This window comes from Nocardioides sp. (assembly GCF_964228225.1).
Taxonomy (GTDB): domain Bacteria; phylum Actinomycetota; class Actinomycetes; order Propionibacteriales; family Nocardioidaceae; genus Nocardioides.
Window position 1 is genome coordinate 15,891 of the sequence record NZ_CAXQZB010000015.1, and the last position, 13,018, is coordinate 28,908.

A 13,018-nucleotide genomic window follows, 5' to 3' on the forward strand; every position below is an offset into this window, starting at 1 on the left:
GCCGCCGGCGCCGGATCCGGAGGGTTCCGCGGGTCGTGACGAGCCCGAAACGCCGCCCAAAGTGGCCTCACAGCAGCGACTCGACCGAAACATCTGAAACACTGGCCTTATGCGCGTCTCCGCCAAGTCCGACTACGCACTGCGGGCCCTCATCGAGATGGCCGCGCGCGCCGACGGCAAGGCGATCAGCGCCGAGGAGCTCGGTCGGCTCCAGGAGATCCCCCACGGCTTCCTCCAGGCGATCCTCGCCGACCTGCGCCGCGCCGGCGTCGTGATGTCCCAGCGGGGTCAGTCCGGCGGTTGGCGTCTGGCGCGCAAGGCCACCGACGTCTCGGTCGCCGACGTCATCCGCGCCGTGGACGGTCCGCTGGTCTCGGTCTACGGCCTGCGGCCCGAGGCGGTCACCTACAACGACTCCGCCGACGTGCTCCAGCACGTGTGGATCGCCGCGCGCCGCTCGCTGCGCGAGGTGTTCGAGCAGGTCTCGATCCAGCAGCTCGCCGACGGCAAGCTGCCCAAGGCCGTCACCTCCCGCACCGCCGACGAGGACGCCTGGCAGCCCCACTGAGCAGGCCACTGAGCAGCCCACCGAGCAGCCCACCGAGCCGGAGCCGGGGGTCCTGCCCGGTCGGCGTGCCGCCCTGTCGGTGCCGCCTGCTTGACTGATCCGACATCACCACCGTCCGGGAGGTCCCACGATGTCGGTCATCCACACCCCGCTCGCCAGCCGTTGGGCCGTCGCCGACGACGCCCGCGCCGAGGGCCGCGCGCGCCGCGACGCGGTGCCCCACGCCGCCCAGGCCGGCTGGCGCGCCGGGCAGCGCGGCTTCACGCTCCAGGAGTTCCTCACCGCCCGCGCCGAGGGCCGGCTGGAGTCGCTGGTGCCGCTGGGCCACGGCCGGATGGCGGCCAGCCCGTTCGCGTTCTACCGCGGCACCGCGGGGCTGATGGCCGCCGACCTCGCCACGGCGCCGTCCACCGGCCTGCTCACCCAGCTGTGCGGCGACGCCCATGCCGCCAACTTCGGCCTCTACGGCGGCCACGACGGCCGCATCGTGATGGACCTCAACGACTTCGACGAGACCGTGGCCGGGCCGTGGGAGTGGGATCTCAAGCGCCTCGCGGCCAGCCTGGTGCTCGCCGCCGGCGTGGGGCAGCAGGTCTCGGCGAAGTCGGCCCGCAAGGCCGCGCGCGACGCCGCCCGCAGCTACCGCCGCACCATCGCCCACCTCGCGGGGCTGCCCTTCCTGGAGTCGTGGGCCGCGCTGAGCGACGAGTCGGTGTTCGACCACGCCGACGCCGACGCCCTCGACGACGACTTCGCCGCCGCGGCCGCCAAGGCCGCGGGCAACACCAGCGAGAAGGTCGCGGCCAAGATCACCAGCCGCGACACCGCCGACTGGTTCTTCCACCACCGCCCGCCGGTGCTCAGCTCGGTCGAGCCCGAGGTCGAGGCTGCCGTGCTCGCGGGCCTGGAGGGGTACGTCGACACCCTGCCGGCGTCGTCGCGGGTGCTGCTCTCCCGCTACCGCCCCCACGACGTCGCGATGCGGGTGGTCGGCACCGGCAGCGTCGGCATGCGCGCCTACGTCGTGCTGCTCCAGGGCAACGGCGACGAGGCCCTGATCCTGCAGGTCAAGCAGGCCGGGCCCTCCGCGCTCGCCCCCTTCCTCCCGCCCGTGCCGGTGGCCCACGAGGGCGAGCGCATCGTGCTCGGCGCCCGCGTGGTGCAGTCGGTCTCCGACCACCTGCTCGGCTGGGCCACGGTCGGCGACACCCCCTACCTCGTGCGCCAGTTCCGCAACCGCAAGGGCTCCATCGACGCCACCCTGCTGGGCAAGAGCGACCTCGACGACTACGGCCGTCTCGCCGGCGCCCTGCTCGCCCGGGCCCACGCCCGCACCCTCGACCCGCGCCAGCTGGAGGGCTACCTCTCGGTGGGGCTGGACAAGGAGGAGGCCAAGGGATTCGACGACGCCGTCGCGACGTTCGCGGTCGACTACGCCGCCCAGGTCGAGGCCGACTTCGCGGAGTTCCGCGGGCTCCTCGACGACGGGGTGCTCCCGGTGGAGTACGAGGAGGACTGACCCGGCGCCCCGCCTGTCGGCGGGTCGGGTCTCAGCCGGTGCGGACCGGCAGCGCCAGCGAGCGCGTGCCGAAGCCGACGGCGGCACCGAACGCGCGCCACAGCGCCGCCGGGTCGTCGTCCACCACCACGTCGCAGAGGGTCTCGCCCCAGAGCCGGCGCCAGGGGTCCACGACCCCGGCGGCCGGTGGGGCGGTGGCGGTCAGCACGAGTCGCGCCCGCAGCGAGGGGCGCGTGGCCAGCCGGCTGCGCACGGCGGCCGGGGAGGCGCCGCGCAGCTGACCCGACCGCACGAGCACCCGCATCCGGGGCGGGGGGCTGACCGCGGTCCAGTCGGGGCCGGGGGCCAGGGTCACGCCGAGCTCGAGGAGGGCGAAGGCGTGGCGGGTGACGGCGTCGTCGAGCAGGTCGCGGCTGGCGGCGTCGAGGGCGACGTGCAGCACGAGGGAGGGGCGGGGCGGCCGCATGCCGCCCAGCGTGGGCGGCCCGGTCGGCGCCGCGGTGTGCGGGCGGGGTGGACGGGGTGAGGCATCGGTGAACGAGCGGCAAAGACTAGAACGTGTTCTACCTCCGGGCCTACGATGCGGCCATGATCAGCTCCGACGCCATCATCTGGAACGCCCCGAACGACCCCCACCCTGCGCGCGCGGCCTCGCAGCGCTCCTACTCCGCGGTGGCCAAGGGCGATCTGGCCGAGTGGCTCACGGTCTACGCCGAGGACGCGGTGCTCGAGGACCCGGTCGGTCCCTCGATGTTCGATCCCGAGGGCAAGGGCCACCGCGGGCACGCCGGCATCGCGGCGTTCTGGGAGGCGGCGATCGCCCCCATCGCCTCGTTCCGCTTCGAGATCGAGGACTCCTTCGCCAACCCGGGCAGCAACACCTGCGCCAACATCGGCCGGATCACCACCACGTTCCCCGACGGCTCCTCCTCGGTGACCGACCTGATCATGGTCTACGTCGTCGACGACGACGGCCGGGTGCTCTCCATGCGCGCCTTCTGGGAGCCCGAGCGCACCATGGCCACCTTCCGCGGCCCGAGCTGACGCCTGCGGCGACGGTTTCCTCGGGTGGCCGAGCAAACCGTCGCCGGCGGGCCTTCCGGGGCGCTTGGAGCGACGGTTTCCTCGGTTGGCCGAGCAAACTGTCGCCGGCGGGCCTTCCGGGGCGCTTGGAGCGACGGTTTCCTCGGTTGGCCGAGCAAACCGTCGCTGATCAACTGGTCCAACCAGTTGACAGGTTGACCAGTGACGCCGCATGCTCCTGCCATGCCCCTCGCCCCCGTGACCCGTGCGTCGGTGAGCGACGCCGTCTTCGCCGCGCTCACCGAGGAGATCCTGAGCGGTCGGCTGGCGCCGGGGGAGCCGCTGCCGGCGGAGCGCGACCTGGCCACGACCTTCGAGGTCAACCGCCACGCCGTCCGTGAGGCGCTCAAGCGGCTCCAGCAGGCGGGGCTGGTGGTGATCAGCCAGGGCGGTCGCACCCGGGTGCAGGACTGGCGTGCCCACGCCGGTCTGGAGGCGCTCGTGGGGCTGGTGCACTCCGGTGCCGTGCCCTCGGGCCAGGTGCTGGACGACCTGCTCGAGATGCGGGCCGCCCTCGGTGCCGACGCCGCCCGGTGGTGCGCCCAGCGGGCCAGCGCGGACGAGGTCGCCACCGTGATCGCCGCCGCCCAGGCCTACCCGGAGCGCCCGGGGCCCGACCTCACCGCCATCGACCTGGTGTTCTGGACCGCCGTGGTCGACGGCGCCCACAACCTCGCCTACCGCCTGGGCCTGAACACCCTGGCGTCCGGCATCGCCGCGGTCGGTCACGAGCACCTCGACGGCCTGCTCGAGGAGTACGCCGACCGCGCCGCCCACCTCGCCCTCGCCCACGCCATCGCCGATCGCGACGCCGATCGCGCGCTGGCCCTCGCCCAGGCCCTGCTCGCGCGCCGCTGAGCGCGCCCGGCTCCCCGGAGGAACCCGATGTTCGATCTGATCCAGGCCGCGATCCCGGTCTTCGCCGTCCTGCTGCTGCTCGAGGCGGCGTCGTACTACCTGCTCCCCGACGACGACGAGCTCGGCTACCGCGCGCGCGACACGGCGACCAGCCTGTCGATGGGCCTGGGCAACGTGGCGATCAACCTGGGCTGGAAGCTGGTGGTGCTCGCCGTCTACGCGGCGCTGTTCCTGCTCAGCCCCTGGGAGCTGCCGGCCGACAACCCGCTCACCTGGATCGCGCTGTTCTTCCTCGACGACCTGGCCTTCTACTGGTACCACCGCACCCACCACACGATCCGGGTGCTGTGGGCCAGCCACGTGGTGCACCACTCGAGCGAGTACTTCAACCTCTCCACCGCGCTGCGCCAGCCGTGGGTGCCGATGACCGCCCTGCCCTACTGGCTGCCGCTCGCGCTGCTGGGCTTCGCGCCGTGGATGATCCTGCTGCAGCAGTCGATCAGCCTCGTCTACCAGTTCTTCCTGCACACCGAGCGGGTCGGCAAGCTGTGGGCGCCGATCGAGCTCGTGTTCAACACCCCGTCCCACCACCGGGTGCACCACGGCTCGAACGCCGAGTACCTCGACAAGAACTACGCCGGCGTGCTCATCGTGTGGGACCGCCTGTTCGGCACCTTCGAGGCCGAGGGGGAGCGGGTGCGCTACGGGCTGACCAAGAACATCGACACCTTCCACCCGGTCAAGGTGGCCGCGCACGAGTGGGTCGCGATCGCCCGCGACGTGGCCGGCGCCCGGCGGTGGCGCGACCGCTGGGGCTACGTCGTCGGCCACCCGGGCTGGACGCCGAAGCAGCCCGTGACCCCGGAGGCGTGACCCCCGTCACCGTCCGCGCTGAGCGATCGTTCACCCCGATCGCCCGTCCGGAGCGGGGACGGTGGCATCCGGTCGTGGGAGATCGCCCCATCGTCGGTCCGGGGGTTCCGCGGCGCCGCCGGGCGACGCACGCTGGAGGCACTCGGAACCCGTGACCCCCAGCCCGGAGGACCTCCGATGCTCCCACCGCTCCGCCGGATCTACGGCCCTGCCGTCCGGCCCCGCCCCCTGCGCCCCACCGACGCCGGGTCGACACCGACCGGCGCCCCGTCCGCAGGGCGGGGTCGGCTCCGCGTCCGCCGCCCGGTCGATCTCGGCTGATCCGGGCTGACCCGCCGACCCGCCGACCGGGTGAGCGGCTAGCGCCGGATCCGCACGTCGTCGGGCACGCCGGCGGTGGCGTCGGCCAGCCACTCCAGCAGCGGACGGCACGCGCGCCAGTCCTCCCGGATCAGGTCCAGGGCGGCCGGGGTGTGGATCACCGGCTCGAAGCCGTGGCTGCGACCGATCGTCAGCGACCGGTGCTTGAGCAGCTCCAGGCGCGGGTGGTCGGGGTCGTAGCCGCGGGGCCGGGTCTTGAGCCGGTCGCCACCGACGGTCATCCCCGTCCCGGTGAGGACCTCCAGGATCGCCTCCAGCGCGGGGCCGGTGCGCTCGTCGGCCACGGCGTCGCGGAACGCCGCCAGTCGCGGACCGGAGGCCTCGTAGAACCCGGCGCCGGTGCGCAGGCCGTGCGAGGACAGCTCGACGTACCACCCGGTGGCGGGCCCGGTGCCGACGAACGCGCCCTGGTGGGCCTTGTAGGGCGTCTTGTCCTTGGCGAAGCGGACGTCGCGGTAGGGCCGGAAGATCTTCAGCGGCCCGAACTCCTCGGCCACCGCCGCGGCGACCGCGTCGAAGGGTGCCTTCACGGCGTCGCGGTAGATGTGCTTGTGGGCCTCCCAGAAGGACTTGGTGTTGTCGACCTCGAGGTCGTCGTAGAAGTCCAGCGCGGCGACGGGGAAGCCTTCGAAGGTCACCTCGCCATTGTGCCGGGCGGCGATCCCGTCCTCCTGGGGTCGGGTGCGGGGGTCGGGTGCGGGCCTCAGTCGGTGGCGCCGGCCGGCAGGAGCGCGCACACGACGTAGGGGGTCAGGTTGAACGAGCCGGCCGTGCCGGTGTTGCGCGCGCTCACCTCCCAGCCGGTGAACATGCCCAGCGCCGCGTCGTAGCTCGCCGACTCGAACCCGGACTTGAAGATCGTGGCCTGGGTCTGGGCCCCCGCCTGGTCGAGGGTGTGGCCGCCCGCGAGCGCGACGTAGCCGGTGGCGCAGCGAGCCGTGGTCGTCTTGCGTTCGCCGGGGCCGACGGCGGTGACCGAGGCGGCCGGCTTCGCGGTGTAGATGTCCAGGACGGCGTCGGCGCCGGCGGGTCCCGCAGGTCCGGCCGGTCCCTCCGGTCCCCGAGCCCCCTCCGGGCCCGCAGCACCTTCCGGGCCTGATGGGCCCTCCCCGCCTCGCGGCCCCACGGGGCCGACCGGGCCGCCCGGGCCGACCGGTCCCTCGGGCCCGCCGGGGCCCGGCATGCCGGTGGCCCCCGTGCCGCCGTCGCGCCCCGGCGCTCCGGGACGTCCCTGGGGACCGGTCGGTCCGAGGGGCCCCGCCGGGCCGGGGGGACCCGGACGGCGCGCCTGGCGCAGTCGCTGCTGGATGCCGGGGGTGAACTTGTTCCAGCCCACGCTCTGAGGCTTGAGGTCGATCCGTCCGATGGAGCGGTCGACGATGTCGTGTCCGGTGAGGGTCGCGACGGCGACGGCGCCCGAGGCCCCCAGCATCAGGCCGGCGACACACCCCACGACACAGCCGACAAGGCAGCCGACGAGTGCGGTCACGGAGGTGGGCCCGGTGGTGCGGAGGAACGGCATGGGAGACCCCTTCGAGGTTCGGGAGGGCTTCCTTCTAGCGCCCATGCCCGGCGACGGCGTGCCCGATCGGCCCGGGCGGGCTCGGATCACCCCTGATCGGGGGGAGGCCCCGCGATCCGTGTCCTCGGATCCGGGGGCCTCGGATCCGTGGAAAACCCCGCGGTGACCGGCGTCGCGGTCCTACCGTCAGCAGCGTGAGACCCCCCGCTCACGGCTCTCGGCACGATGATCCTCCGCGCGTCCCCGAGGCCGTTCCCGTGCTGCCCGGATCCCGCTCGAGGATCCGGCGAGGCCCCCTGTCCGCCTCCGCGTCGGCCGGCCGGGCCGCCCTGCCGGCGCTCGCACTCCTGACGCTGCTCGGGCCACTGTCGGCCGCCGGGGTCGTCGGGTCCGCCTCCGCCTCGCCGGCCCCGCGCGGCGCGGCCGACAGGGCCGCCCCGGTCATGCCGCTGGGGGAGCGGGTCCGCTTCGGCGCCGACGTCGCCGGTGCCGACCTCGACCTCACCCGCGTCAGCGCCTTCGAGCAGCTGGTCGGGCACCGGGTGGAGCTGCTGCCGGTCTCCTGGCGCTACGGCGACGACGTGCCCGAGGCCGCCGACCTGCTGCTCGCCGCCAGCGGCGGTCAGACCCTCGTGGTGGCGTGGGACCTGAGCGCGGCCCGCTTCGCCGACTGGGCCTCGGGCGATCTCGACCGCTACCTCGAGCTCGTCGGTGCGGCGCTGCGCAGCCAGCCGGGTCCGGTGTACCTGCGGCCCTGGCCGGAGATGAACGGCGACTGGCAGACCTACCAGCCCACCCCCGACGGCGAGCGCCCTCGCGGCGGCACCTACGCCGAGTTCCGCGCCGCCTGGCGCCACGTCGTCGAGCGCGTCGACGCCGCCTCGGCGGGTCGGGCCCGCTGGGTGTTCAGCCCCAGCGCGGCGACCCGCCCCGGCACCACGCCGGTGGGCCGGATCTGGCCCGGGGACGACGTCGTCGACGTGCTGGGCATCGACGCCTTCAACTGGGGCGAGAGCGTGGGCTCGGGCCGGTGGCGCAGCTTCGCGCGGATCGTCGACGGCCAGTACCGACGCCTCACGGCGCTCGATGCCACCGCGCCGGTGTGGATCACGGCCGTGGGCTCCAAGGAGCCGCGCACCGACGACGGCGCCCCGGTCGACGCCGGGCACAGCAAGGCCGACTGGGTGCGCGACCTGCTCGCCGACCGCGCGCTGCCCCGCATCGAGGGGCTGATCTGGGCCCAGCGCCGGGCCGAGCGCGACTGGCGGATCGACTCCTCGCCGGGGTCGCTGCGCGCGTTCCGCCGCGGGATCGGCTGAGACGGATGGGCGCGCCCCCACGGTGGGTCGTCGCGCTGGCGCTCGTCGCCGGTGCGGTGGCCGTCCCGCCCGGGGCGGCCGAGGTCCCCGAGCGCGCGCACGTCGTCGCCCCACTGGCGGGGCCCGCGCGCCCGGCCGCCGCTGCCGCCCCGCCGCCCCTGGCGCGGCGCGTCCGGTTCGGCGCCTACGTCGACGGCGCCACCGACGATCCGGCACGGCTCGCCGCGTTCGAGCGGATGGTCGGTCGGCCGGTGGCGGTCGTGTCGCAGTACCGCGGCTTCGGCGACCTGTTCCCGGTCCCGAGCGATCTCGCACTGGCCGACGCGCCCGGCGGCGGCCCGCGCACCCTGCTGTTCTCCTGGGACATGGGCCCGACGCGGTTCCGCGACTGGGCCGGGGGGCGCTTCGACGACTACCTCGACCGGGTGGCCGAGACCCTCCGCTCGACGTCGGCGCCGGTGTACGTGCGGCCCTGGCCGGAGATGAACGGCGACTGGCAGACCTTCCAGCCCACCCTCCACGGCGACCGTGCCCACGGCGGCACCTACGCCGAGTTCCGGGCGGCGTGGCGGCACGTCGTCGACCGGATCCGCGGGGCCGGTGTCACCAACGTGCGGTGGGTGTTCAACCCGACCGTCGACACCTACGCCGGCACGACGCCGGTGCGCCGCATCTGGCCGGGGCGGCGCTACGTCGACGTCCTGGGCCTGGACGGCTTCAACTGGGGTCAGGACGACGGCTGGGGGCGCTGGCGGTCCTTCCGGGCCACCTTCGCCGAGCAGTACCGGCGTCTGACCCGGCTCGACCCGCACGACCCGGTGTGGATCTGCGAGGTCGCCTCCAAGGAGCCCCGCTCCGACGACGGCGCCCCCCGCGACCCCCGGCACAGCAAGGCCGCGTGGGTGCGGTCGATGCTCGCCGAGCGGGGGTTCGCGCGGGTCGAGGCGCTGGTGTGGTTCCAGGAGCGCAAGGAGCGCGACTGGCGCATCAACTCCTCGCGGGGCTCGCTCCTCGCGCTGCGGCGGGCGCTGGCGGGTCCGGCCGGGGCGCCGTCCCCGCGGCCACGGGGCTGACCGTCACCCCGGCCTCGCCGCCGACGGGGGCGGTGGGGTCCCAGCGGTCGGCCTGGGGCTCGCGCGGGTTGGCGCGGGCGTCGGCGGGCTCGCCGATGACGCGGGCGAGCGTGGCGTGGACGAACATCCGCTTCGAGGAGCCGTACGTGGGCCAGCAGGTGGTGAGCGTCAGCTCGCGGCCGCCGTCGGTGCGCGGGCGCAGCACCCAGGTGGCGGTCACGGGGATGATCCGGGGCGCGGTGTCGAGGCGGTAGACCCAGGTGACGCCGTCCTGACTGAGCCGCACCTCGTCGCCCACGCGCAGGCGGTCGAAGTCGAGGAAGGGGTCGCCGTGGCCGGCGCGGTGCGCGGCGATCCCGACGTTGCCGACCGCGCCGGGCAGCGCGGTGTCGAGGTAGTGACCGGGGCCGTCGGCGATGACGTCGTCGGCGACGCCCTGCAGCATCACCCAGCGCCAGTCCTCGCCGAAGCGCGGGATCTCGATCGTGCCGAGGGGGTCTCCCTCGGCCACCGGGCGCGCCACCGGGTGGGGGACGCGCGCGGCCGGTCGGTCGGCGGCAGGCCGGGCGGCGAGCTCGTCGCGCAGGGCGTCCTGCGCGGTCAGGGTGGCCCGCGTGCCGTCGTCGATGCGCCGGCCGGCCACCTCGGAGAACACCAGGAACCCCGAGGTGACCAGGCTGGCGCCGAGGACCGAGACGATGACGATCCGGGCGAGGGTCCTCATCGGCGCGGCAGGATCCGGGCCACGGCCAGCAGCGCCGCGAGGATCGCGAAGCTGGCGAGGAACACCCACACCGAGTCGAGCAGGATGCTCGTCGCGGCGGCGCCGGCTCCGGTGCTTGCGAGGGTTCCGTTGTTGTACATGGGTCTCACCACTTCCGTCGGGAGTTGAGGGTCGCCTGCCAGAAGGCACGCGCCTGCACCAGCTGCAGGTACATGTCGAAGACCATCTCGATCACCAGGGGGGCGGCCAGCAGCATCTGCCGCCAGCCCCGGGCACGCACGGTGACCACGCGCTCCAGGACGAAGACGAGCGAGAGGGCCAGCCAGAACGGTTGGAGCTCCAGGCCCACGAGCAGCCCCACCACGATGCTGGTGAGGTAGACGATCGTGACCGCCACCGCGAGCAGGCTGAGGAGCTGGCGGCCCCAGTAGCGCGCGGTCGTGCGGGTCCAGCCGTAGTCGAAGAGGTTCTCCAAGGCGCCGCGCTTCCAGCGCAGCCGCTGCTGGGCGAGCATCCGCCACGTGGGCATGACCTCGGTCTCGAGGGTGCAGGCGGCGGGGGCGAGGATGCGGTAGCCGAGGTGCTGCAGGGCCAGGGACAGCTCGTTGTCCTCGGTGAGCACCTGGGTGTCGTAGACCTGGTGGTGGCCGGAGGCGTCAGGCAGCGTGCCGGCCTCGCGCGCCGCCACGACCTCGCGCAGCACCCGCACCGGGAACATCGAGCTGGTGCCGGTGAGCACCAGCGCCTTGCCCTTCAGGCGTCGCACGTCGCGGGCGTAGCGGGCGTACTCGTTGCGCTGGAAGGTGCCGACCAGCCCGCCGCCGGGGCCGCCGCGGAACACCCCGCCACAGCCGCCTAGCCCGGGGTCCTTGCTCAGGTGAGCCAGCGCGGTCTCGAGGAAGGGCGGGTCCAGCAGGCAATCGGCGTCCATGACGAACACCTGGTCGCTGCCCTCGAGCGTGGGCACCAGGTCGGCCAGCACCTGGTTGAGCGCCCCGGCCTTCTTGAACCGGTTGCCGACGGTCTCGACCACCTCGACGCCACGCTCGCGCGCGATCTCGACGGTGCGGTCGGTGCAGTTGTCGGCGATCACGACGACCCGGTCCGGGGGCCGGGTCTGCGCGGCCAGGGAGTCCAGGGCGGCGGGGAGCCCGACCTCCTCGTTGTGGGCCGGCAGCAGAGCGACGACCGTCGGGGCGCCGGGGGACCTCGAGGTGCGCCGGGCCTGCGTCGCGTCGGCGGTCTCAGCGGCGTCGGTGGTGGGGCGGATCAGGAAGGACATACCTCTGAGGGCCTGCCCGGTCCCCGCCTCGGATATGCGTGATACACACCACTCGATCGCGCGCGATCGGACGGCAGCGCTCGGCGCCGAGGTGCGCCCACCAGGGTGGACGTCGCGAAGAGGAGGGAGGCCGTGAGGGCGTGGAGCGGATGACGAGACTCGAACTCGCGACATCGACCTTGGGAAGGTCGCGCTCTACCAACTGAGCTACATCCGCATGCGGCCCGGAGGACGCGTGGTTATGCTAGCCGAGGTGGGTGAGCACCGGGTAGCGGGGGGAGAGGCCGTCGCCCGAGGAGCGGCCGATGAGCCGCCGGTGCACCCACGGGACGGCGTCGTCGCGCACCCAGGCGAGGTTGGTGCGCAGCGCCTGGCCGCGGGAGACCGGTGGGCGGTCGACCAGGGTCGGGGCGGGTAGGGGGTGGGGGACGCCGAGCCGGTCGAGCACCTCGATGGCCATCCGGGCGTGGCCGGCGCTGGACATGTGCATGCGGTCGGTGTCCCAGTAGCGCCAGTCGCGGTACTCGCGCAGCCGCCAGAAGTCCACGAGCGTGGCGTCGTGGCGGTCGGCCAGCTCGCGCACCCCCTCGCTGTAGATCGCGAAGCGGCCCCGCAGCGCGCCGAAGGTGGCCGAGCCGCCGGGGTCGAAGGCCGTCCACACCACCAGGTGGGCGCCGGCCCCGCGCAGCCGGGCCAGGGCGTCCTCGTAGGTGGCGAGCAGGTCGTCGAGGTCGACGCGCGGGCGCAGGATGTCGTTGGCGCCGGCGTAGATCGTGACCAGGTCGGGCCGCAGGGCCAGCGCCGGGTCCAGCTGCTCGGCCAGGATCGGGCGCAGCAACCGGCCGCGGATCGCGAGGTTGGCGTACCCGAAGTCCGGCGACGCCGCGCCCAGCACCTCCGCCACCCGGTCGGCCCACCCGCGCACGCCGTGGGGGCGGGTGTCGTCGTGGTCGCCGACGCCCTCGGTGAAGGAGTCGCCGAGGGCGACGTAGCGCTGATAGCTCACCGCCCGATTCTCGCGCCACGGTCGCGGGGCGCGCGCACGGCCCCCGGCGGTAGATTGCGCGGGTGCTGCTCTCCGACCGCGACATCGTCGCCGAACTCGACCGGGGTCGCATCGGCCTGGAGCCCTACGACCCCGCGATGCTGCAGCCGTCGTCGATCGACGTGCGCCTGGACCGCTACTTCCGGGTCTTCGAGAACCACCGGTACCCGCACATCGACCCCGCCGCCGACCAGTCCGACCTCACCCGGATGATCGAGCCCGAGGGCGACGAGCCCTTCATCCTCCACCCCGGCGAGTTCGTGCTCGGCTCCACCTACGAGATCGTCACCCTGCCCGACGACGTCGCCGCGCGCGTCGAGGGCAAGTCCAGCCTGGGCCGGCTCGGGCTGCTCACCCACGCCACCGCCGGCTTCGTCGACCCCGGCTTCTCCGGGCACGTGACGCTGGAGCTGGCCAACGTCGCCACCCTGCCGATCAAGCTCTACCCCGGCATGAAGATCGGCCAGTTCTGCTTCTTCCGGCTCTCCTCGCCCTCCGAGCACCCCTACGGCTCGGAGAAGTACGGCTCGCGCTACCAGGGGCAGCGCGGCCCCACGCCGTCGCGCTCGTTCCAGAACTTCCACCGCACCCCGATCTGAGGCGCGCCGGCGCCGCCCATCAGCGCTCGTCCCGCCTGCGCCCGGGCGCAGGCGCATCCTGGCCGAGCAAACTGTCGCGACACGGCGTGCGATAGGCCGCTGGGCGTCGGTTTGCTCGGCCGACCGAGCACACCGTCGGTCGCCGGGCCGGCGCCCCCGCCCGGCAGCGGCG

At 74.1% G+C, this 13,018-nt stretch carries 15 protein-coding genes and 1 tRNA gene; 8 read left to right on the plus strand and 8 right to left on the minus strand.

What is annotated here, in order from left to right:
- Positions 1 to 109 precede the first annotated feature (109 nt).
- Positions 110 to 568, plus strand: a complete 459-nt coding sequence (locus tag ACERUJ_RS03520; RefSeq protein ID WP_370247051.1) for an Rrf2 family transcriptional regulator — start codon at positions 110 to 112, stop codon at positions 566 to 568.
- A gap of 130 nt (positions 569 to 698) precedes the next feature.
- Entirely contained in the window at positions 699 to 2,087 is a 1,389-nt protein-coding gene (locus ACERUJ_RS03525; RefSeq protein WP_370247052.1) for a DUF2252 domain-containing protein, read from the plus strand.
- Positions 2,088 to 2,118: 31 nt separating this feature from the next.
- Here the strand turns inward: ACERUJ_RS03525 and ACERUJ_RS03530 are convergent, their stop codons facing one another.
- Complete coding sequence (locus tag ACERUJ_RS03530; protein WP_370247053.1) at positions 2,119 to 2,553, minus strand: hypothetical protein; 435 nt, start codon at positions 2,551 to 2,553, stop codon at positions 2,119 to 2,121.
- Positions 2,554 to 2,675: 122 nt separating this feature from the next.
- On the opposite strand from ACERUJ_RS03530, the gene ACERUJ_RS03535 reads away from it, so the two are divergent.
- The 3 genes from ACERUJ_RS03535 to ACERUJ_RS03545 all read left to right on the plus strand — a co-directional run bounded on the left by ACERUJ_RS03535 (position 2,676) and on the right by ACERUJ_RS03545 (position 4,901).
- Entirely contained in the window at positions 2,676 to 3,131 is a 456-nt protein-coding gene (locus tag ACERUJ_RS03535; RefSeq protein WP_370247054.1) for a nuclear transport factor 2 family protein, read from the plus strand.
- Between the two features lie 222 nt (positions 3,132 to 3,353).
- Positions 3,354 to 4,028 (plus strand): FadR/GntR family transcriptional regulator, encoded by a 675-nt coding sequence (locus ACERUJ_RS03540; RefSeq protein WP_370247055.1) that lies wholly within the window; start codon positions 3,354 to 3,356, stop codon positions 4,026 to 4,028.
- 27 nt (positions 4,029 to 4,055) lie between these two features.
- A complete protein-coding gene (locus tag ACERUJ_RS03545) occupies positions 4,056 to 4,901 on the plus strand; it encodes a sterol desaturase family protein (protein ID WP_370247056.1) in 846 nt (281 codons plus the stop codon).
- Positions 4,902 to 5,260: 359 nt separating this feature from the next.
- Here ACERUJ_RS03545 and ACERUJ_RS03550 read toward each other — a convergent pair whose 3' ends face one another.
- Both ACERUJ_RS03550 and ACERUJ_RS03555 read right to left on the minus strand, forming a co-directional pair.
- Positions 5,261 to 5,920, minus strand: a complete 660-nt coding sequence (locus tag ACERUJ_RS03550) for a DUF2461 domain-containing protein (RefSeq protein ID WP_370247058.1) — start codon at positions 5,918 to 5,920, stop codon at positions 5,261 to 5,263.
- A 65-nt stretch (positions 5,921 to 5,985) separates the two neighbouring features.
- Positions 5,986 to 6,804 carry a hypothetical protein gene (locus tag ACERUJ_RS03555; RefSeq protein WP_370247059.1) on the minus strand — a complete coding sequence of 273 codons (819 nt, stop codon included), beginning with the start codon at positions 6,802 to 6,804 and terminating at the stop codon, positions 5,986 to 5,988.
- A gap of 257 nt (positions 6,805 to 7,061) precedes the next feature.
- Here ACERUJ_RS03555 and ACERUJ_RS03560 point away from each other — a divergent pair, with 257 nt between their 5' ends.
- Both ACERUJ_RS03560 and ACERUJ_RS03565 read left to right on the plus strand, forming a co-directional pair.
- Positions 7,062 to 8,123 (plus strand): glycoside hydrolase family 26 protein, encoded by a 1,062-nt coding sequence (locus tag ACERUJ_RS03560; protein WP_372715295.1) that lies wholly within the window; start codon positions 7,062 to 7,064, stop codon positions 8,121 to 8,123.
- Positions 8,124 to 8,128: 5 nt separating this feature from the next.
- Entirely contained in the window at positions 8,129 to 9,196 is a 1,068-nt protein-coding gene (locus ACERUJ_RS03565; RefSeq protein WP_370247061.1) for a glycoside hydrolase family 26 protein, read from the plus strand.
- Here the strand turns inward: ACERUJ_RS03565 and ACERUJ_RS03570 are convergent.
- The 5 genes from ACERUJ_RS03570 to ACERUJ_RS03590 all read right to left on the minus strand — a co-directional run bounded on the left by ACERUJ_RS03570 (position 9,111) and on the right by ACERUJ_RS03590 (position 12,208).
- On the minus strand, positions 9,111 to 9,920 hold the full coding sequence (locus ACERUJ_RS03570) for a sortase (RefSeq protein ID WP_370247062.1): 810 nt from the start codon (positions 9,918 to 9,920) through the stop codon (positions 9,111 to 9,113). The two genes, ACERUJ_RS03565 and ACERUJ_RS03570, sit on opposite strands and share 86 nt — an antisense overlap.
- On the minus strand, positions 9,917 to 10,060 hold the full coding sequence (locus tag ACERUJ_RS03575) for a hypothetical protein (RefSeq protein WP_370247063.1): 144 nt from the start codon (positions 10,058 to 10,060) through the stop codon (positions 9,917 to 9,919). The genes ACERUJ_RS03570 and ACERUJ_RS03575 overlap by 4 nt, the downstream gene beginning before the upstream one ends.
- Before the next feature lie 5 nt (positions 10,061 to 10,065).
- Positions 10,066 to 11,202, minus strand: a complete 1,137-nt coding sequence (locus tag ACERUJ_RS03580; protein ID WP_370247064.1) for a glycosyltransferase family 2 protein — start codon at positions 11,200 to 11,202, stop codon at positions 10,066 to 10,068.
- Positions 11,203 to 11,343: 141 nt separating this feature from the next.
- Positions 11,344 to 11,419 (minus strand) — tRNA-Gly (locus tag ACERUJ_RS03585).
- 27 nt (positions 11,420 to 11,446) lie between these two features.
- The gene (locus tag ACERUJ_RS03590) at positions 11,447 to 12,208 is read right to left on the minus strand and encodes an SGNH/GDSL hydrolase family protein (RefSeq protein ID WP_370247065.1); all 762 of its coding nucleotides are present in this window, start codon (positions 12,206 to 12,208) and stop codon (positions 11,447 to 11,449) included.
- Positions 12,209 to 12,270: 62 nt separating this feature from the next.
- Between ACERUJ_RS03590 and dcd the strand changes: the two genes are divergently transcribed.
- A complete protein-coding gene (gene dcd, locus ACERUJ_RS03595; RefSeq protein ID WP_370247066.1) occupies positions 12,271 to 12,846 on the plus strand; it encodes a dCTP deaminase in 576 nt (191 codons plus the stop codon).
- The last annotated feature ends 172 nt before the right edge of the window (positions 12,847 to 13,018 follow it).

Bases quoted from the DNA above. Each gene is read 5' to 3' on its own strand.
- ACERUJ_RS03520 (WP_370247051.1), top strand. From the start codon at position 110: ATGCGCGTCTCCGCCAAGTCCGACTACGCACTGCGGGCCCTCATCGAG.
- ACERUJ_RS03530 (WP_370247053.1), bottom strand. From the start codon at position 2,553: ATGCGGCCGCCCCGCCCCTCCCTCGTGCTGCACGTCGCCCTCGACGCC.
- ACERUJ_RS03565 (WP_370247061.1), top strand. From the start codon at position 8,129: ATGGGCGCGCCCCCACGGTGGGTCGTCGCGCTGGCGCTCGTCGCCGGT.
- ACERUJ_RS03570 (WP_370247062.1), bottom strand. From the start codon at position 9,920: ATGAGGACCCTCGCCCGGATCGTCATCGTCTCGGTCCTCGGCGCCAGC.
- ACERUJ_RS03540 (WP_370247055.1), top strand. From the start codon at position 3,354: ATGCCCCTCGCCCCCGTGACCCGTGCGTCGGTGAGCGACGCCGTCTTC.
- ACERUJ_RS03525 (WP_370247052.1), top strand. From the start codon at position 699: ATGTCGGTCATCCACACCCCGCTCGCCAGCCGTTGGGCCGTCGCCGAC.
- ACERUJ_RS03545 (WP_370247056.1), top strand. From the start codon at position 4,056: ATGTTCGATCTGATCCAGGCCGCGATCCCGGTCTTCGCCGTCCTGCTG.
- ACERUJ_RS03555 (WP_370247059.1), bottom strand. From the start codon at position 6,804: ATGCCGTTCCTCCGCACCACCGGGCCCACCTCCGTGACCGCACTCGTC.
- ACERUJ_RS03580 (WP_370247064.1), bottom strand. From the start codon at position 11,202: ATGTCCTTCCTGATCCGCCCCACCACCGACGCCGCTGAGACCGCCGAC.
- ACERUJ_RS03535 (WP_370247054.1), top strand. From the start codon at position 2,676: ATGATCAGCTCCGACGCCATCATCTGGAACGCCCCGAACGACCCCCAC.
- ACERUJ_RS03575 (WP_370247063.1), bottom strand. From the start codon at position 10,060: ATGTACAACAACGGAACCCTCGCAAGCACCGGAGCCGGCGCCGCCGCG.